This is a genomic window from Frigidibacter sp. SD6-1, assembly GCF_030143255.1.
Classification (GTDB): Bacteria; Pseudomonadota; Alphaproteobacteria; order Rhodobacterales; family Rhodobacteraceae; genus TMP-24.
The window spans coordinates 69,810-88,537 of sequence record NZ_JARJNR010000002.1; the positions used below are offsets into that span (position 1 = coordinate 69,810).

The 18,728-nt window shown below is 64.8% G+C and carries 21 protein-coding genes; 13 read left to right on the plus strand and 8 right to left on the minus strand.

All coding sequences use genetic code 11. The features are described 5' to 3' along the window. The 5 genes from P0645_RS04825 to P0645_RS04845 all read right to left on the minus strand — a co-directional run bounded on the left by P0645_RS04825 (position 1) and on the right by P0645_RS04845 (position 6,164). Positions 1-1,287 carry an ABC transporter substrate-binding protein gene (locus P0645_RS04825; protein ID WP_284163441.1) on the minus strand — a complete coding sequence of 429 codons (1,287 nt, stop codon included), beginning with the start codon at positions 1,285-1,287 and terminating at the stop codon, positions 1-3. Between the two features lie 110 nt (positions 1,288-1,397). Next, positions 1,398-2,345, minus strand: coding sequence for a VOC family protein (locus P0645_RS04830; RefSeq protein WP_284163442.1), 948 nt, complete (start codon positions 2,343-2,345; stop codon positions 1,398-1,400). An 11-nt stretch (positions 2,346-2,356) separates the two neighbouring features. Continuing rightward, positions 2,357-4,756, minus strand: coding sequence for a xanthine dehydrogenase family protein molybdopterin-binding subunit (locus P0645_RS04835; RefSeq protein ID WP_284163443.1), 2,400 nt, complete (start codon positions 4,754-4,756; stop codon positions 2,357-2,359). Then, positions 4,753-5,235, minus strand: a complete 483-nt coding sequence (locus P0645_RS04840) for a (2Fe-2S)-binding protein (RefSeq protein WP_284163444.1) — start codon at positions 5,233-5,235, stop codon at positions 4,753-4,755. Before P0645_RS04840 ends, P0645_RS04835 begins: the two co-directional genes overlap by 4 nt. Next, positions 5,232-6,164, minus strand: a complete 933-nt coding sequence (locus tag P0645_RS04845) for an FAD binding domain-containing protein (RefSeq protein WP_284163445.1) — start codon at positions 6,162-6,164, stop codon at positions 5,232-5,234. Before P0645_RS04845 ends, P0645_RS04840 begins: the two co-directional genes overlap by 4 nt. 152 nt (positions 6,165-6,316) lie before the next feature. Here P0645_RS04845 and P0645_RS04850 point away from each other — a divergent pair, with 152 nt between their 5' ends. The 13 genes from P0645_RS04850 to P0645_RS04910 all read left to right on the plus strand — a co-directional run bounded on the left by P0645_RS04850 (position 6,317) and on the right by P0645_RS04910 (position 15,774). Beyond that, the gene (locus P0645_RS04850; protein WP_284163446.1) at positions 6,317-6,727 is read left to right on the plus strand and encodes a cupin domain-containing protein; all 411 of its coding nucleotides are present in this window, start codon (positions 6,317-6,319) and stop codon (positions 6,725-6,727) included. A gap of 22 nt (positions 6,728-6,749) precedes the next feature. Next, positions 6,750-7,607, plus strand: coding sequence for a fumarylacetoacetate hydrolase family protein (locus P0645_RS04855; protein ID WP_284163447.1), 858 nt, complete (start codon positions 6,750-6,752; stop codon positions 7,605-7,607). Then, positions 7,604-8,218 (plus strand): SRPBCC family protein, encoded by a 615-nt coding sequence (locus P0645_RS04860; RefSeq protein ID WP_284163448.1) that lies wholly within the window; start codon positions 7,604-7,606, stop codon positions 8,216-8,218. The genes P0645_RS04855 and P0645_RS04860 overlap by 4 nt, the downstream gene beginning before the upstream one ends. A 3-nt stretch (positions 8,219-8,221) precedes the next feature. Continuing rightward, the gene (locus P0645_RS04865) at positions 8,222-8,713 is read left to right on the plus strand and encodes a (2Fe-2S)-binding protein (protein WP_284163449.1); all 492 of its coding nucleotides are present in this window, start codon (positions 8,222-8,224) and stop codon (positions 8,711-8,713) included. Next, complete coding sequence (locus P0645_RS04870) at positions 8,706-9,539, plus strand: FAD binding domain-containing protein (RefSeq protein WP_284163450.1); 834 nt, start codon at positions 8,706-8,708, stop codon at positions 9,537-9,539. Before P0645_RS04865 ends, P0645_RS04870 begins: the two co-directional genes overlap by 8 nt. A 13-nt stretch (positions 9,540-9,552) precedes the next feature. After that, positions 9,553-10,224, plus strand: coding sequence for a GntR family transcriptional regulator (locus P0645_RS04875; protein ID WP_284163451.1), 672 nt, complete (start codon positions 9,553-9,555; stop codon positions 10,222-10,224). A gap of 5 nt (positions 10,225-10,229) precedes the next feature. Then, on the plus strand, positions 10,230-12,548 hold the full coding sequence (locus P0645_RS04880; protein WP_284163757.1) for a xanthine dehydrogenase family protein molybdopterin-binding subunit: 2,319 nt from the start codon (positions 10,230-10,232) through the stop codon (positions 12,546-12,548). Beyond that, complete coding sequence (locus tag P0645_RS04885; RefSeq protein ID WP_284163452.1) at positions 12,545-12,853, plus strand: YciI family protein; 309 nt, start codon at positions 12,545-12,547, stop codon at positions 12,851-12,853. Before P0645_RS04880 ends, P0645_RS04885 begins: the two co-directional genes overlap by 4 nt. Before the next feature lie 158 nt (positions 12,854-13,011). Further along, positions 13,012-13,410, plus strand: coding sequence for a RidA family protein (locus tag P0645_RS04890; protein ID WP_284163453.1), 399 nt, complete (start codon positions 13,012-13,014; stop codon positions 13,408-13,410). 28 nt (positions 13,411-13,438) lie between these two features. Next, a complete protein-coding gene (locus tag P0645_RS04895; protein ID WP_284163454.1) occupies positions 13,439-14,266 on the plus strand; it encodes a hypothetical protein in 828 nt (275 codons plus the stop codon). Positions 14,267-14,312: 46 nt separating this feature from the next. Continuing rightward, on the plus strand, positions 14,313-14,693 hold the full coding sequence (locus tag P0645_RS04900) for a MoaF-related domain-containing protein (RefSeq protein ID WP_284163455.1): 381 nt from the start codon (positions 14,313-14,315) through the stop codon (positions 14,691-14,693). A 69-nt stretch (positions 14,694-14,762) separates the two neighbouring features. Beyond that, a complete protein-coding gene (locus P0645_RS04905) occupies positions 14,763-15,149 on the plus strand; it encodes a MoaF-related domain-containing protein (RefSeq protein WP_284163456.1) in 387 nt (128 codons plus the stop codon). A 43-nt stretch (positions 15,150-15,192) separates the two neighbouring features. Next, on the plus strand, positions 15,193-15,774 hold the full coding sequence (locus P0645_RS04910) for a YceI family protein (protein WP_284163457.1): 582 nt from the start codon (positions 15,193-15,195) through the stop codon (positions 15,772-15,774). Positions 15,775-15,877: 103 nt separating this feature from the next. Here P0645_RS04910 and P0645_RS04915 read toward each other — a convergent pair whose 3' ends face one another. From P0645_RS04915 to P0645_RS04925, 3 genes are read right to left on the minus strand one after another with little or no spacing between them, the layout of a single operon-like run. Then, positions 15,878-16,198, minus strand: a complete 321-nt coding sequence (locus P0645_RS04915) for a 2Fe-2S iron-sulfur cluster-binding protein (protein ID WP_284163458.1) — start codon at positions 16,196-16,198, stop codon at positions 15,878-15,880. A 31-nt stretch (positions 16,199-16,229) separates the two neighbouring features. Further along, positions 16,230-17,453 carry an NAD(P)/FAD-dependent oxidoreductase gene (locus P0645_RS04920; protein ID WP_284163459.1) on the minus strand — a complete coding sequence of 408 codons (1,224 nt, stop codon included), beginning with the start codon at positions 17,451-17,453 and terminating at the stop codon, positions 16,230-16,232. A 60-nt stretch (positions 17,454-17,513) separates the two neighbouring features. Beyond that, a complete protein-coding gene (locus P0645_RS04925) occupies positions 17,514-18,698 on the minus strand; it encodes a cytochrome P450 (protein ID WP_284163460.1) in 1,185 nt (394 codons plus the stop codon). Positions 18,699-18,728: the final 30 nt, after the last annotated feature.

The window sequence follows — 18,728 nt, forward strand, 5'->3', positions numbered from 1 at the left end:
TCAGATGTCGCGCAGGTTTCTGAGATCGGCGGTCAGCGGCACGTCGGGCAGGAAGTCGTTGGCGACGATATCGACCTTGATGCCGTGATCGCCACCCATCGCCCATTGCCCACCGACCAGGGGCGTGATCGAGACATTGCGCCCGAACGGCCCCTTGGAGAAGTTGACAGGCCCCATCGTGGTCACGATGTCGGTGGCGGCCAGCGCCGCATTAACGGATTCCGCGTCGTCGGGATCGGATGCCGTGGCAAGCGCGTTGATGCCGACGTCGAAGATGGCCTGCGTCCAGCCCAGGGGCGGCGTCCAGGCCTTGCCCGAGGCGGCGGTCCAGTCGGCGGCGAGCTGCGCCGAACTGCGCCCGGTCAGGCCCGAGGCGAAGGGGAAGTTCGGCGCCCAGACGATTTCCATGGTCAGCCCGTCGGCCAGATCGCCCAGCGTCTGCACCGCGGCCGGGAAGACCAGCGCCTTGCCGATGGTCGCGGCCTTGGGGCGCAGCCCCTGCTGCCTGGCCTGACGCCAGAACGTGTTCCAGTCGGGCGGGTTCAGCACCCCTGTCAGGATCTCTGCCTCCGCCTCGTTGAAGGCACTGATATGGGCGGTGAAATTGTCCGTCCCGTTCTGGAAGGTGCCGGGGTTGATCAGATCGTAGCCAAGGCCGGGCAGAAGGCCGGGCGCGCCCACCTTCGGGTCGGCCCAGGCCGCGCCGTCGGCATCGTTGGGGAAGAGGCCGCCAACGACCTTGTTGCTGTCCAGCCGGTTCCACATCGCCGCATAGGTGTTCAGCGCCTCGGCCAGACCGAAGAAGAAGTGGTAGGTATAGTCAAAGCCGGCATCGGGTGTGCCACCCCGGCCGAAATACCACGCCTCCCACGGGGCGGCGGTCGAGGCGCAGGGAATTTCGGCCAGTTCGCACTGGTCGGCCACCGGGTTGGTGGTGTCGGGCGTGGCCGTCACCAGCATCAGGTTGACGCCGTCGCTTTCGATCAGTTCGGCGGCAACGCTTGCGGCCCGGCTGGACGAGGACTGGCTGTCCTTGACGATGATCTCGACCTCGCGCGTCCTGCCACCGGCCTGAATGCCGCCCGCCAGCGCCTTGCGCACGCCGTCGAGGATGAAGTTGTCAGTCTCGCCAAAGACCGCCAGCGGCCCGGTCTGGGGCGAGACATAACCGACCTTCAGCGGGCGGTCCTGCGCATAAAGCGGCAGCGGAAAGGCCGATGCGGCAGTGGCGGCAAGACCCCCCTTCAGAAGCGTGCGGCGGTTTGGCTGAATGAGTTTGTTCGTCATCTTCCGTCTCCCATCCTGGTCCCGCTCTTGCGGACCCGTTTAGACATTTCATTTAACATTTCAGTTGGAGCAGCAAAATTTTTTGCCTGCTTGTGCGGGTTGCGTTCCTCTCAGTCGAAGAAGGACGGCGGCGGGGCCATGCCCCATTGGGTCGTCTCGTCGGCGGTGCCCACGAAATAGACCGGCTCGTAATCGTCGTTGATCAGGTCGGTATCGGTATAGTGCTCCACCCGGTTGCCGAACGGGTCCTTCCAGTAATCGTAGATGAGCGAGCCCAGATAGTGCCGCCCGACACCGGCATCGAGGTGCCAGCCCTTCTCGACCAGATAGTCATGCCCGGAGGTTACGGCGTCGAGGTCCAGCACCTCGTAGGACGAATGGTGGCAGCCGAAATTGACCGACTGCGTGATAAGCATGCAGTGATGTTCGACATAGTCCTGCCCGCGGTCGTAGCGCAGGAAGGTGCCGACGACCTTGGGGTCGGGTTCGTCGGAATGGGCGCAGATATAGTCGGAGGGGACAAGGTCGAAATGCTGCCGGAACCAGGCGATTTCCTTCGGCGCATCGGCGACCCAAAGCACGAAATGGCCGATGCGCAGGATCGGGGTGATATCGGCGCGCTGACGCACCGCCGTGTTGAACCGCAGATGCGAGGAGGCGAAGTTCATCTGGTAGACGCGCCGCGCGGGCAGTTCCGGCACCGTTTCCGCCCCGTATTCCAGCCAGAGGTTGTGGCCGTTCGGCGTCTTCAGCGAAACCCGCTCGCCGCCGCCCGGTTCGGTGATCCGCTCGATGGCCGAGGCGCCGGGGATGCGCGCGGCCTTTTCCAGTTCGGCCCTGGACCGGACCCGGAAAGCACCGCCGAGGAACTTGTTCTCGGCCCCTTTCCGCGTGACATGGATATGATGCGCCGAGCCGGTGCCGCGCATGTAAAGCGCGCCGTCGGTCCGGGCAGAGCGCTTCATGCCGAAATCGGTCAGGAATCGCTCCATCAGGTCCAGATCGTCGGCCATGTAGGCGGTGTAGGCCACGTCATCGAGCAGTATTCGGTCGGACATCGTCATTTCCCTTACAAGCGTTGACCAGAGACGCAGGAGGACCCTGCGGGGTTCTCGGCGCCGCCAGATTGCAGCATCGCCAGGACCTTTTCCGGTGTCATCGGTACGGAGTGCAGGCGCACGCCGATCGCATCATAGATCGCGTTGGCGACGGCGGCGGCGGGGTTGACCACCCCGGCCTCGCCCACGCCCTTCGCACCCAAGGGGCCCTTTTCGAACGGATCCTCGATCATCAGCGTCTCCAGCTCGGGGACATCCATGACCGTCGGCGCAAGGTAGGTCAGCAGCGTGTCGTTCAGCACCTCGCCGGTCTTCTGATCCAGCACGAAATCTTCCTTCAGCGCAAATCCCAGCCCCTGCACCGCAGCACCCTGCATCTGCGATTCGACCAGCAGCGGGTTGATCGCGCGGCCGATATCGTGCGCGGCCAGGTAGCGCAGCACGCTGACATGGCCGGTTTCGGTATCCACCTCGACCTCGGCGAAGGCGGCCTGATGATTGGGGTGGTGCGAGGTCGAGAGGTAAGAGCCGGAGGCGGTGATCTGCGCGCCGGCATCCGAGAAGTTGTAGATCTCGTCATGCGCCACTTCGCCGATCGGGATGGCCTTGTCGGGCTGGCCCTCGGGATAGATCTCTCCGCCCTTCGCCACCAGCTGATCCGGCGTGACCTTGATCTGGCGTTTCTCGAAATGCGGCACCGCCCGTTCGCGGATGATGGCGTTGATCTTGCGGGCGCAATCGGCCACCGCATTGCCGACAACGAACATCGACCGGCTGGCATGCGACCCGATGTCGAACAGCGTCACATCGGTATCACCGGTCACGATGCGGATCTTGTCATAGGGGACGCCCGAGAGTTCCGCCGCCACCTGCGCCAGCGCGCCAAGGATCCCCTGCCCCATCTCGCACGGCGAGATGACCAGATTGGCCGACCCGTCCGCCTGCACCTTCATGATGGCGCTGGAATGTTCCAGCAGGAACCCCCCTGCCCCGGAAGCGTGATTGAGGATCGACATGCCGACCCCGCGCTTGAAGCGGCCTTCGTCCTTCTGGCGGTCCCAGCCACGGAACTTGTTTGCCCAGTCGAACGCCTTCGCGCCTTCGTCGATGCATTCCTGCAGACGCGAATGCTCCAGCTTGCAGGGGATGAAAAAGCTCTGCTCGCCCTCCTTGCGGATGTTCTTCGCGCGTATCTCGATCGGGTCCATGCCCAGCCGCTCGGCCAGCATGTCGATGGCCTGTTGCAGGACGAACGCCCCTTCGGCATTGCCGTAGCCGCGAAAACCCGCCGTGACGGGGGTGTTGGTGTAGACCACCTTCACATGCCCATAGACATTCTCGCAGCGGAAAAGGCCGAGGCTTTTCTGCATGTTCACCAGCGATGTGGTGGCCGAATGCGACAGATAGGCCCCCGCATCCGAAACGATATGCTGTTCGATCCCGATCACCGTGCCGTCCGACTTCGCGGCCAGACGCACCGTCTGGTGCTGGTCGGTGCGCGAGGAATAGCCGTTGAAATCCTCCTCCCGGGTCGAGGTCACGCGGATGGGGCGGCCGGTATGGCGCGCCAGCAGCACCGCGACCGGCTCCAGCCCCAGCGCCAGCCGCGCACCGAAGCCGCCGCCGATCGCGGGCGAAATCCAGCGGATGTCACCATCGTTCAGGTCGGGAAAGACTCGTTCCGACAGATGCTTCTTGCCAAGATGAGGCCCCTGCGACGGGCTGATGACCGTCAGCCGCCCGGTTTCATCGAAATGGGCGATGGCGCTGTCGGTTTCCATGTGCAGGTGCTTCTGCCGTGAATTGACGCCGGAAAACTCCACCACCACATCGGCCTCATCGAAGGCTTTTCCGGTGTCGCCCATGTTGAACGGGTGATCCATCTCGAAGGCGATGTTGTTCTTCACATCGTCATGGACCGCGACCGCGCCGGGCTTCATCGCCTCGAACGGGTCGAAGACCGGCTGCAACAGCTCATATTCGACCTCGATCAGGTCCAGCGCCTGTTCGGCGACATAGATATCCTCGGCGGCGACAGCGGCGACGCAATCGCCGCGATAGCGGCAAAGGTCTGTCAGGATACGCTGGTCCTGCCGTTCGCCATCGAAAGCGAAACTCGGCAGAGCCTCGGCCATGGTGGAGCGTGAGAACCGCGCCTCGGGCGCATCCTTCGCCGTCAGCACGGCCAGCACGCCGGGCAGCGCCTCGGCCTTGCTGGTGTCGATCCGCTTCACGCGGGCGAAGGGATGGGGGCAGTGCAAGAGCCGCCCTTCGGCGAGGCCGGGCATGTCGATATCCTCGGTATAGACGGCCTGGCCCGTGACCTTTTTCTTCACATCGGGCTTTTGCAGGTCGCGGCCCACATAGAGCAGGTCGTCGGTATCCGCCGGGGAAAGCCTGACCGTCTTCATTCTGCCGCCTCCTGCGCCGCTGCCGTCGCCTCCATGATCGCATCAACGATCTTCACATAGCCGGTGCAGCGGCAGATATTGCCCGAGATCGCCACCTTCACCTCTTCGCGCGTGGGCCGGGGATTGCTGCGCAAGAGCGCCTCGGCGGTCATCAGCATGCCCGAGGTGCAAAAGCCGCATTGCGCCGCGTTGTTGCGGGCGAACGCTTCCTGCAGGGCGGACAGGTCTCCGCCCGGCTTCGCCAGCCCCTCGACTGTCTCGATCTTCCTGTCGCGGGCGTTGACGGCCAGCTGGATGCAGGAACAGACCGGCACCCCGTCCATCAGCACGGTGCAGGCGCCGCAATTGCCGCCGGTGCAGGCGCGCTTGGTGCCGGTCAGGCGCAGCTGGTCGCGCAATACGTCGGCCAGCGTCATATGGGGCGCGATGACCGTATCGCGGTCGCGGCCGTTCACGTTGAATGTGGCGAGCATTTTCATGATGCATCCTCCAGAATCTCGGCGGCATCCTCGAACGGGTCGTGGCGCGACTTCGCCCGGCTGGCAGCCTGTGCGATGGTGTCGCGCAGAAGGACACGGCACTGCGCGAAGCGGGTCTTTTCGACCCATGCCAGATCGGTGACCGGATCAAGCTCCGCCAGGACCGCATCCGCCGCCTGTTCAAACAGGTCGAAGTTCGGCGCCTCGCCCACCAGTACCGCCTCGGCGGCCCTGTAGCGATGGGGGCGGAAGCTCCAGCTGCCCAGCACCACGCGGGCGTCGATGATTCTTGCCCGGTCCTCGTCCAGCGTGACCATGGCGGCGGCGTTGAGCTTGTGCAGGTCGTCGATGGTCCGGCGCGAGCGGTAGATCTTCTTGAAACTGCTGCCCGAATCCGCCTTGTGCGGCGGGCAGAAGACCTGCGTCACCACTTCGCCGCGCGACAGGACCGTCTGAAACTTCGCCGTGTAGAAGTCTTCCAGCTTCACCACGCGATCCCCGCCCTGCCCCGTCACATGCAGTTCGGCATCCAGCGCCATGGCCGCAGTCGGCAGATCGAAATAGGGCACGCCGCTGCAGAGGTTGCCGACGATGCTGCCCATGTTGCCGATATGGGGCGGGTAAAGCTGTTCGCAGGCTTCGTGAAGCGCCGCGAACCGCTTGCCGGCCCAAATATGCGGCAAGAGCGCCGAAGCGACGACCTTGGCGCCCAGCCGCATGCCGGTCCTGGGATGGATGCTGAAATCATCAAGCCCCGGGATGCGGGCCAGGCTGACAAGGCAGGGCTCGCGCCTTTGACGCCGACGCAAGGAGGGGACCAATGTGCAACCGCCCATGATGAACGGCGCCGAGTGGCGGCGCGCAAGGTCGATCGCTTCGGCCACGCTTTCCGGCTCGTAGAATTCAAAGGGCAACAGCACCCTACCCATGTAGCCTCCCTGTCTGCCGACTCGTTCCAGCTTTCCGCAAAGCTAGCAGGTCCGTTCGGCTTTGTAAAATGTTAGATGACATTTTTTTGCTTGCAAGCCCTTCCTTCCCATGCAACCCTTGGGATGAAAATTGGCCGGCACGGAGAACGAACATGACGTTAGAGATCCACACTGACTGGCGGAAGGTTCTTGAAGACAGCGCGGCGGACCCCGATGGCTGGATCGTCTTCCCCAACGGGCTGCGCCAGTATTTCTTGTGGAAGAACGAGGAAACCGGCGCCTCCATCGCGATTCTCGACTTTCCGAAAGGCGTGGGCGTCCCCGAAAAACACTCGCACGCCTCCAACCAGGCGATGATCTGCATGGAAGGCGAATATCACTATACCGACAGCAATATCGCGCTGACGCCAGGCTCTTTCTACTGCAATCCCAAGGGGCACCCGCACGGGCCGACGATGGCGGTCGAGCGGTCGGTGCTGATCGAATTCTATGACGGTCCGCATTATGCGGAAAAGCCGTCCTTCCATTCGGACGAAACCTACAAGACCACGCTCACCAGATAAGCCTGACACCGAAGAGACCAGTATGAAACTAGCAAGATATGGTGCTGCGGGCCGGGAACGGCCGACCGTCCTTGACGGGGCGGGCAGGCTGCGCGACCTCTCGGGCCTGGTGGCTGACGTTGATGGCGCGTCCCTTTCGGACGGCCTGATCGAACGCCTGAAGGGGGTCGATCTTTCCACCCTGCCCCTGGTGGACGAGGGCGAGAGGCTCGGCCCCTGCGTCGGCCGGGTCGGAAAGATCGTGGCGGTCGGCCTGAACTATGCCGAACACGCGCGCGAAGGGGGCCGCGACATCCCTCAGGAGCCGCTCCTGTTCATGAAGGCGACCAGCTCGATCTCTGGCCCCGACGATCCGATCGTCCTGCCACGCGGCTCCGAAAAGACGGACTGGGAAGTCGAACTTGCCGTCGTGATCGGCCGCACGGCCCGCTATGTCGAGGAAGATGCGGCCCTTGGCCATGTCGCGGGCTACGCCCTTTTCAACGATCTTTCCGAACGTGACCACCAGCTGAACCGGGGCGGCCAATGGACCAAGGGCAAGGGCCATGACAGTTTCGGCCCGCTCGGTCCCTGGCTCGTCACCGCCGACGAACTGGGCGACCCCGGCGATATCGACCTCTGGCTTGAGGTCGACGGCGAACGGCATCAGGCGGCGAACACCTCTGACATGATCTTCTGCGTCGCCCGGCTGGTGTCCTATATCAGCACCTACATGACGCTCGATCCCGGTGACGTGATCATCACCGGCACACCCTCGGGCGTCGGCAACGGCATCCGCCCCGAACCCAAATTCCTGCGCGCGGGCCAGACCGTGCGGCTGGGCGGCACCCGCCTTGGCATTCAGACCCATACCGTCGTGGCCGAAGGTGGCGTGGCATGAAGTTTTCCCGCAGTGTGGACCTGCCCTTTGACCGGCGCACGGTGTGGGCGGGGCTGAACAACCCCGACATCCTGCGCGACTGCATCCCGGGCTGCGAAAGCTTCGACGCGCCGCAGCCCGACCATTTCGATGTCGTTTCGGTCATCAAGATCGGCATGATCAAGGCGCGATTCGAGGGTGCGGTGGACCTGACCGATATCGACGCGCCGAACGGCTACCGCATCACCGGCGCGGGCAAGGGCGGCGTCGCCGGCTATGCCTCGGGCGCGGCGACCGTCCGGCTGGATGAGAGCGACACAGGCACGCGGCTGCATTACGAGGCCGAGGCCAAGGTGGGCGGCAAGATCGCGCAGCTGGGCAGCCGGCTGATCGACACGGTCGCAAACCAGATGGCGGATCAGTTCTTCCGCCGCTTCGCCGAGGCGCTGGAGCGGCAGGAGAGCGGTGGCGCGGCTCCATCGGCCCCAGCCACCGCGACACCTCCGGGCCCTGCCCGCTCGCCTTCGCGCCCGCCCGCACAGGCACGGTCAGCCGACTGGCTGCTGCCGTATGTCGTCGGTCTTGCCTCCGGCATCCTGATCGGCGCGTTCGCGGTGATGGCGCTGGGGTAGATCATGGGACAGCACAGCCTGACATTCCGCATCAACGGCCACGACCGACAGGCGCGGGTCGCGTCCAACACCCTGCTTGTGGACCTGTTGCGCCGCGACTTCGGCCTGACGGGGACCCATGTCGGCTGCGACACGACCCAATGCGGCTGCTGCACCGTGCATGTCGATGGCGAGGCGGTGAAATCCTGCACCATGCTTGCCGTTCAGGCCGCCGGACGCGAGATCACGACGATCGAGGGGCTGTCCGGGCCCGACGGCCCGCTGCATCCGGTGCAGGAGGCGATGCGCGCCCGCCACGGTCTGCAATGCGGCTTCTGCACGCCGGGCATCGTGATGCTGCTGGCCGATTTCCTGGCCCGCCATCCTGCGGCCGACGAAAAGGCGATCCGCGAGGCGCTTGACGGCAACCTGTGCCGCTGCACCGGCTATCAGCATATCGTCGACGCGGCGCTTGCGGTGCTGCAACCGTCGGACAGGGGCGGTGCGGATGTATGACTTCACTTATCTCCGCCCCCGTTCGGTGGACGAGGCCGTGGCCGCCTTGCGCGACGGCTTTGACGCGCGCCCGCTTGCGGGGGGCATGACGCTTCTGCCGACGATGAAGGCGCGGCTGTCGTCGCCCGGCACGCTGGTCGACCTGAGCGGGATCGCCGCGCTGAAGGGCATCGAGGTCGCAGACGACCGGATCGAGGTCGGCGCCATGACCCGCCATGCCGATGTGGCCGGCGACGACAGGGTGCGCCGGACGATACCGGCCCTGTCCGAACTGGCCGGCAGCATCGGCGACCGGCAGGTGCGCAACCGCGGCACGATGGGCGGGGCGCTGTCCAACGCCGATCCCTCGGCCGACTATCCCGCCGCCGCGCTGGCGCTGGACGCGCGCCTGACGACAAGCACGCGCACAGTCGGGGTCGAGGACTTCTTCCTCGGCACCTTCACGACCTGTCTTGAGGAAGACGAACTGCTCTGCCGGATCGGCTTCCGCATTCCGCGCGCTGCGGCCTATGTCAAAGTCTGCAATCCCTCCTCGGGCTATGCGATGACCGGCGTCTTCATCGCCCGCTTCGACGCGGGGTATCGTGTCGCCGTCACCGGCGCCGCCAGCCGGTATTTCCGCCACACCGCACTGGAAGCCGCGCTCGACGCGGGCGCCGACGCCGCGGCGGCGCTGAAAATCGATCCCCCGCAGCAGGAGTACCTTTCCGATCTGCACGCGCCCGGCCAATATCGGCGGAATCTGGTGCGGGTCGTCGGCGCGCGGGCTGTGGAACGGCTGCACGCCACGCAGGCAGAGACACCGCACCCGAACGATGCCGACTGAAAAGGTGAAACCGATGCCCAAAGGCCCCGACAGCGTCCGCAAGGCCAAAGACGAGCCCAACCGGTCGCTCTCTGACCTCGCCTATGACGAGATCAAGTGGCGGATCATCTCGGACGAGATCAAGTCCGGCGTGCTTCTGACCGAGAACGACCTCTGCGACATCACCGGTTACGGCAAGGCGCCGATACGTTCGGCCTTGCTGGAGCTAAAGCACGACAAGCTGGTCGATGTCGTCCGCCGCAAGGGATTCTTCGTCCGCCCCTGGTCGGCGGACGAGGCGGGGCACCTCTTGTTCATGCGCCGCCTGATCGAACCGGCGCTTGCCGCGGAGGCGGCACGACAGGCCGGACGCGAAGACATCGCCCGACTTGGAAAGATCGTGTCCGACGCCCGCAAGAATGTGGCAAAGGCCAACCGCAGGGCGCTTATTCAGGGCGACAACGACTTTCACATCGCCATCGCCCGGGCTTCCGGCAACCCGATCGCGGCCGAGGTGGTGGAAAGGCTGAAGCTGCGGTCGCACTATCTCTGGCATGTTTCGATTTCCAACCAGTCGCAGCTCGAAGCCGTGCAGACGCAGCACGAAGCGATCTTCGCGGCCATCGAAGCGCACGACCCCGAGGCCGCGGAGGCCACTTTCAAGAAGCACCTGAACCTTCTCGATGCCAACCGGAGCAGCGTGTGACGAAGATGACCGAAATCGGCGCGCCCCGCATGCGCAAGGAAGATGCGCGCTTCCTGCGCGGTCAGGGCAGCTTTACCGACGACTTCGTTGAGGTCGGGCAGTGCACGGTTGCCATGGTCCGCTCCGCCCATGCCAGCGGCCGGTGCACCGCGCTTGATACGGAAGCGGCGCGGAATGCGCCCGGCGTGATCGCGGTGCTGACCGGCGCCGATTATCGCGCCGATGGCCTTGGCCCGCTGGTCTGCACCTCGCTGCCGCCTGCGCTGGTGACCCATCGGCCCAACCTCGGGGATTTCATGCCCATCGCGGGGGAGCGTATCCGCTGCGTGGGCGACATACTGGCCGTTGTGATCGCCGAGACCGCTCAGGACGCGCGCGACGCGGCCGAGCTTGTCAGCTACGAGGTCGCCGAAGACCGCCCGGTCGTCACCATCGACGACGCGCTGCAAGGGGTCGCGCAGGTGGTGCCGGGGCTGGACAATATCGCCTTCACCGCCGAGGCGGGCGACCGCGCCGCCACCGACGCGGCCTTTGCCGCAGCCGCGCATGTGGCGGAAGCGGACGTGACCGTGCCGCGCCTTCTGGCCTGCGCGATGGAGCCGCGCGCGATCCGCGCCCGCTACAGCCCCGCCGACAGCCGCTTTCACCTGATCACCAGTACGCAGAGCCCCCATCGCCTGAAACAGGCGCTGGCATCCCTTTTCGGACGGTCCGAGGCCGATTTCCACGTCATCGCTCCCGACGTCGGCGGCGGCTTCGGCTCGAAAGGCAATCTTTCACCGGAAGAGGTGCTGCTCTGCTGGGCGGCGGAGAAGATCCGCCGCCCACTTTCCTGGTGTCCGCTGCGGTCTGAGGCGTTCATCGCCGACTTTCATGGCCGCGACATGCGGGGCCGCGCACGGCTGGCGCTGGACGCGGACAGGCGGGTCACCGCCGCCGAGTTCGACATCGCCTACAACATGGGCTTCGCGGTCGGACCCTCGGGCGGTGTCTCGCCGCTTTTGTGCATGCGCATGGTGCAGGGCGTCTATGACATACCGGTCGCCCATTCCAGGGTGACCGGGGTGCTCAGCAACCTGCGGCCCACCACCTCCTATCGCGGGGCGGGCCGCCCCGAGGCGACGCTCATGATCGAGAGCGCGATGGACGAGGCGGCGCGCCGGATCGGCGAGGACACGCTGGAATTCCGCCGTCGGCATCTGGTTCCCGCCGGCCGCATGCCCTACCGCACCGCCCTTCTCGACACCTATGACAGCGGCGATTATCCGGCGTTGCTGGCCCGCGCCGAGACGCTCTTTGACTGGGCCGGGTTCGACGCAAGACGCGCCGAGGCCGCAGGCCGCGGCAAGCTTCTGGGCCGGGGCCTTGCCACCTATGTCGAGGTCTGCGGCGTCTTTTCCGAACGTATGGAAATCGCAGTCGAGGCGACGGGCAACGTGCGCGTCACGGCGGGCACCTCGTCCCACGGGCAGGGGCACGAGACGGTCTTTGCGCAGATGGTGGCGGATTGGCTGGGCGTCGCGGTCGAGGACGTGACACTTGTTCAGGGCGACACCGACCGCGTGCATTTCGGGCGGGGCACCTGGGGGTCGCGGTCCATCGCCATTGGCGGCAGTGCGCTCAGGCGCGCGGCCGATGCGCTGATCGGCCGCGCCACGCGGCTTGCGGCACTTTACCTGAAGGTCGATCCGGGCGCGGTTCGCTTCGATGCCGGGCTTTTCAGCGCCGAGACGACCAACGACACGCTGAGCCTGAAGGATCTGGCGCGGATGAGCTACAGCCGCGCGGATACGCCGATGGAAATCGGGCTGGGGCTGGAGGGGGTCGGCTATTTCGACGCGAAACCGCAGAACTATCCCTCGGGCTGCCACATGGCCGAGGTCGAGATCGACCCGCAGACCGGCTTCACCGAGATCCGCCGATTCCTTTGCGTCGACGATGTCGGCACGGTGATCAACCCCCTGCTTCTGGACGGTCAGGTGCACGGCGGCTTCGCGCAGGCGATGGGAGAGGTGTTCAAGGAAGAGGCGATCCATGATGCCGCAGGGCAGCTTCTGACCTCGTCCTTCATGGATTACGGCCTGCCAAAGGCGCAAGAGGTGCCGCGGATCGAAACCCTGTTCCAGGGCACGCCGACCGACACCAACCCTCTGGGCGCAAAGGGCGGGGCCGAAGTCGGCATCGTCGGCGGGGTCAGCGCGCTGAAACTGGCGCTGCGCGACGCGCTCGCGCCCCTTGGCATTTCCGACATTCCCATGCCTGCGACGCCGGCCCGGCTCTGGGCGCTGATCGACGCGGCACAATCGACGGACCCACCCGCATGACCCTCTTCATCGCCTTCAATCTGGATGCCGCCGGAATGGCAGAACGCCGGACAGAGCTTCTGCCTGCCCACCGCGCCTATATGGCCGTTCTGGGCGACAAGGTGCTTTGGGGCGGGCCGCTTCTGGACAGCGACGGCGAGACCAAGCTGGGCGGCATGTATGTCTTCCGCGCCGCCACACTGGCTGACGCCAGGGCAATCACCGCCGCCGACCCGTTCGTGTCGGGCGGCGTCTACCGGCAATGCGAAACCCATCGCTGGCGCTGGCAAAGCGGCCCGCCGGTGGTGACGCGACCGGGTAACTGACACCCCTGACCCCGCCGGATCCCCGTTGCAGGGCAAGGGTGGGCGTTTCGGGCAATAACTAAAATGTTATGTGACGTTTTATTTAAAATCACACAAGAAGGAAGCCGACGAAGTCGGCGTGGGATCGAGAAAGACAACGGCCGAAAAGGACCACCGCGATGCGCAAACGGATCTACACCGAAAACGTTTCGGAACCGCCCGAGAAGACCTGGTCGAACATGCTCGTCTCGGACGACCTTTTCTTCATCTCGGGCTTCACGTCGCGGGCCAATGACGGCGTCACCATCGAGGGCGCAAACGCCTATGAGCAGGCCCGCGTCATCTTCCGGAAGATGGTTCACTACACCGAGGCGGCCGGGGCGTCGATGAACGACATCCTCAAGCTGACGATCTTCGTGACCGACATTGCCGACAACAAGGAGGTCTGGCGCGCCCGGGCGGAAGTCTTCCAGGGTGACTTCCCTGCCTGTTCGCTGGTTCAGGTCGCCGCCCTCGCCACCCCGGAAATCCTGGTCGAAATCGAGGGCATGGGCCGGATCGGCTGCAGCGCCGGCTGAGCCCGGCCAATCGCGAAGGGACAGTCCCATGGGTGCCATCCTGATGTCGTCCGCCATCATCCCGCTGGTCGCCGGGCTGGCCTTCGCCGCGGTCGTCTTCGCCGCCCGGCCAGGTCCGGCGGTGATGGTCCTCGCCGCTGCAGCAGCGGTCCTGATCGTCACCTGCGGGCTTGAGGGTCTGCCCCCCCTGCCCCCGGTCTCGTCCAAGCACAAGCTGCCCTACATCTTCGCCGGTCTCGGCCTGCTGACCGCGCTCGCCGCGCGGCAGGGCCGCGCGCCGCATCCCGCCCTCGCGGCGCTGTTCGGGCTGGCGGCACTGGCCTGGATCGGCGAGCGGAAGCTTCTTGCCGACCCGCTGCAACCGGAACTCGCGCTCGTGCTCTTGCCGGTGGCGGGTATGGCCATTGCCGCAAAGGCAGCGGGATCGGCGCGCCACAGGCCGCTCCTGTGGCCAGGCTTCACGATCCTCACCGCTCTGGCGGGATCGTACATATCCGTGACCGGCGGCTATATCGGACTTGCGCAGTTCCTGGGGGCGCTGGCCGCGCTGGTCGGCGCCTATGCGCTTGTCCTCTATGTCCGGCAGCTGACCGGACGGGACACTGCGGTTGCCGGAACAGGCGCGGTCGGCTGGTTCCTTGTCGCGGTCCTGTCCGTCGTCCTCGGGTCCATAGCCATGTTTGCCTCCCGGCTCAGCACGCCCGCCTTCGTCATCCTCAGCCTCGCCTACCTGACGCCACCGCTTGCGGCCCGGTCCGTCAAATCCGCCTCCTGGTGGGCACCCGTGGCCCAGGGCGCGGTAACGCTGGCCGTCGTTCTGGCCGCCGCCTGCGTCGCGGCCTTTTCCACTGCCTGACCCGAAACGACACCAAACCTGACCATCAACATCGAAAGGGACTGACATGAGACTGCAATCAATGATCGCAACCGCCGCGGCCCTGATGGCTTTCGCGCTGCCGACCCTGGCCGAGACCCCCTATCCCGCCATCGGCCACACCTACAAGTCCGACTATGGCGACATGGTTTTCCGCACCGCCTTCGATGCGGATGGCAAGACGATGCGCACCGCACCCTTCGACGCCGAGAATTTCGAGGATACCCCACCGGTGGCCTACAAGGCGACCTATATCCGCCCGGGCGTCTTCCTGGTGACCTGGCAGGAGGCTGACGGCATCACCGTCACGCATGTCGAGGATTTCGAGAATGACACGGTGCATTCCGCGCTGACACTTCCCGACACCCAGTTCTTCACCTTCACCGGAAAGTGGACGCGCCTGGACTGAGGTCGCGCTCCATATCGGACCGCTGCCGAAAGCGGTCCAACCCGGCAAACCAGATCAAAAGGACACATCATGACACTCAGATCGAGCCTCGCGGCCGCCGCGACCCTGATGGCGCTTGCCCTTCCGGCCTTGGCCGAGGAGGCCCCCTATCCCGCGGTCGGCCATGTCTACAAGGCCGACTTTGGCGATCCTGTCTTCCGGGTCGCCTTCGACGCCGATGGCACGACCTTCCGCTGGGCGCCGTTCGCCGCCGAGGATTTCGATGCCGTCGCCAAGACCGAAACCTATCAGGCAACCTATATCCGCCCCGGCGTCTACATGGTGACCTGGCGCGAGGCCGACGGCCTGACCGTCACCCATGTCGAGGATTTCGAGAATGACACGCTCTATTCCTCCATCACGCTTCCGGACCGGACCTTCCTGAACCTCACTGGAACCTGGACGCGTCTCGACTGACACCCGGCACCACGCCCTCACAACGGAAATCGAAAGGAAGACCATGAAACCTCTATCAACACTCGCAATCGCAGCCGCCCTTGCGGCATTCACCCTGCCCGCGATCGCCGCAGACAGCTACAAGGTCGATCCCCGACATGCCTGGGTGACCTTCTCGACCAATCATGCAGGCTGGTCCTCGGCCCACGGGATTTTCCGCACTGTCAGCGGCGAGATCGTCTTCGATCAGGATGACGTCACCAACAGTTCCGTCAGCTTCGAAATCGACGCCGCCAGCGTCGACACAAATCTGGCGGACCGGGACGAACACCTGCGCAGCCCCGACTTCCTCAATGTCGAGGAATTCCCGACGATCACCTTCAAATCGAGCTCAGTCGAAAAGACCGGCGAACGGACCGGCCGGGTCACCGGCGATCTCACCCTCGTCGGCATGACGAAAGAAGTGGTGCTGGACGTGACCTGGAATGCCGAACAGCCGCTGCCCTGGGACCCCAATGTTGTCGTCTCGGGGTTCTCGACGGCGGTCGACATCAACGGGACGGACTTCGGCATCACCAAGATGACCGAATTCGGCCTCGGTCCCGGTATCGCCGTCAAGATCGACGTTGAGGCCGTCCGCCAGTAAGGCCCCCGCACCAAGCGCCCCGCAGGCGGAACTCCTGCGGGGCGCAACCCGGATCGGGTACCGGTCGTGAAGCTGAAAGGTTTCGCAAATGCCGGGAAGGGGCCTATTCCTCTGGCGCGATCATCACTTCGATGCCGTTCAGAGCGGCCGAAAAGGGGATCTGGCAGGCAAGCCGCGACTCGGGCTTGCGAAAATCCAGCCCGTCGAGAAAATTCCGCTCGTCTCTCGACAGGTCCGGCAGGCTCGCTCCGGCCGGAATGCTCTCGACATAGATGTGGCAGGTTGCACAGGACAGGCAACCGCCGCACATCGCCAGCAATTCCTCATGTCCGCTGTTGCGGATGTTCTCCATCAGTGAAAGGCCTATCGTTCCTTCGAACTGATTGCGCGTTCCGTCACGCGTCTTGACATTGATCGTAGCCATTCCGTGTCGATCTCCTTCCGATATCTTGCGCCTAGGCATCGTGCAAAAGCAGTTCCTTCAATGTCTCCACCGTCGCCAGGACGGCAGGCGCGGCGCCAAGCCCGGCCTCCACCAGCTTGCGGCCCTGCATGCAGTCCTTCGGCGAATTGATGCAGTCGAGGGCGATCACCGTACCGCGCCTGAGATAGACGACGCTGAAGCGTCGCTCTTCCGGATTGCCGCGGATCACGGTTTCATCATGCCCGGCACTCAGCCCCACGGTTTGCAGCCGCAGATCGTACTGGTTGGACCAGAACCAGGGCGTTGCACGGTAAGGCACCGCGTTCCCGGCAATGGCCTTTGCGGCGACGGTCGCCTGATCATTGGCGTTTTGCAGCGACTCGATCCGCAGACCCTGCCCGATGCGCATGCAGGCGCAGTCGCCGACGCAATAGACGTCGGGCAGGCTGGTGCGGCAAAACTCATCCACATCGACACCGTTCCCGCCCTCGGCGCCAGCGGCCAGCAGCGGCTGGACGGCCGGAATGATGCCGACCCCGACAATTGCCAGATCGGCAGGCAGGATCTCGCCCGTGTCCAGCACCAGGCCTTCCAGACGGCCTGCCCTGCCGGTGAAATGCGAAAGCCCCGTGCCCAGCTTGATGTGCACGCCATGCCGGCGATGCTCCGCTTCATAGAAGCGAGAGATGTATTCCCCCGCGACGCGCGCCAGCACGCGGTCCTTGGCCTCGACCAGCGTCACGTCCTTGCCAAGTTCGCGCAGTACCGCCGCCGCTTCCAGGCCGATATAGCCCCCTCCCACGACGACCGTCTTGCGGGCATATGGCAACGCCGCCATCAGCGCGTCGCAGTCGGCCTTGTTGCGGATATAGAAGATGCCCGACAGGTCGCTGCCGACGCAGGTCAGCCGGCGCGGCTCGCCGCCCGTCGCCCAGATCAGTCGGTCGTAGGAATAGATGGAGCTGTCAGCGGTCGCGACGGTCTTTCTCACCGCATCGACGGCTGTCACCCGCCGGTCCGGCAGAAGGTCGATACTGCGGCTTTCCCAGAAGTCGGTCGGCCGAAGCTGCATCCGTTCAAAGCTTTTCTTCCCGGCCAGGTATTCCTTCGACAGGGACGGCCGGTCGTACGGAACCTCCGGTTCCGCGCCGATCAGCGCAATCGACCCCGAATAGCCGGCATCGCGCAATGCGACCGCGGATTGCGCGCCGCCATGGCCCGCACCGACGATGATGCAATCGTAATGACTAGGCATCGCAAAAGACCCGCTGCGGCGCCGTCGTGCAACGGCCGGAACGACAGACAATCGAAGGCATCACGCATCCCATTTTGCCGGCAGAACGCTGACCCCGCGGAAGCGCCAGCCCTTGCCCTGAACTTCCTTGTCGGGGTCGAGGCGGAGATTCGGCAGCTGCCTGAAGGTTTCTTCCAGCGCGATTTCGCCCATCGCCCGCGACAGGAAGTGGCCCGAACAGAAATGCGGGCGGAAGCCGAAGCTGACATGCTGCTTCTTCTTGCGGAACATGTCGAACCGATCGGCGTTCTCGAACCGGCTTTCGTCCCGGTTCGCCGACCCCATGACTATGGCGACGGACGACCCGGCCGGGATCTTCACGCCCGCAAGCTCGAAATCCTCTCGGGAGACGCGCGGCGTGACGCCGATGGGGGCAATCCAGCGCAGGCCTTCATCGAAGGCGGTCAGCGCATGTTCGGACGGATTGTCCGCCATGGCCTTTGCCTGGTCGGGGCTGGACAGCAGACCCGCGCAGGCATTTGCCGCTGCATGCCCCGGCTCTTGCAGGCCGCCCAGAATGATGACGCGCATCGTCGGCGCGATCTCTTGCAGGGTACGGACCTTACCCTCCGGCATTCCGCCGAACATGACATGGCTCATCAGCGTATTGTTCGGCTTTTCCAGCGCCGCGTCGTAAAGCTTCGCCAATTGCGTGTTGATGTCTTCCAGCGCCGCGTCCATCCGGTCCCACACGGCCTGATCGTTCGAGGCGTTGTGCAGGCCAAGCGCCATGGCGTGAAACCATTCGACCAGGTTTTCGTTGGTCGTTTCGGTCAGGCCGATCACATCGCCGATACAGCGAACCGAGATCGGCTCGAACAGCTCTGCCGTAAGATTGGCTTCGCCGCGTTCCCTGATCGTGTCGATAAAGCGCTGGACGACCGGGCGTGTCAGCTTGTCCACATAGGACCGCACCCGTTCCGGCGTCAGGTTCGCGTCGATCCCCTCGCGCAGGCAGGTGTGTTCCTCCCCCGACATGCTCAGAACATTGGGCAGGCCCATGACGCGCGCTTCCGGACGATTGGGCGACGCGGAGGGCCCGAATATCTTGTCTTTCGAACCGACGGTCCGGCAGTCGTCGAACCGGGTTACCAGATATTCCTTGGTGTCCTCGAAATAGGCGACCGGATCATCCCTGCGCAGCCGCGCATAGACGGGAAACGGATCGTCATAAAGGTTTGCGTCGGTCAGCGCGTCGTTTGCCATGTCTTCCTCCCCTCGCCCTTCCCATGCAAC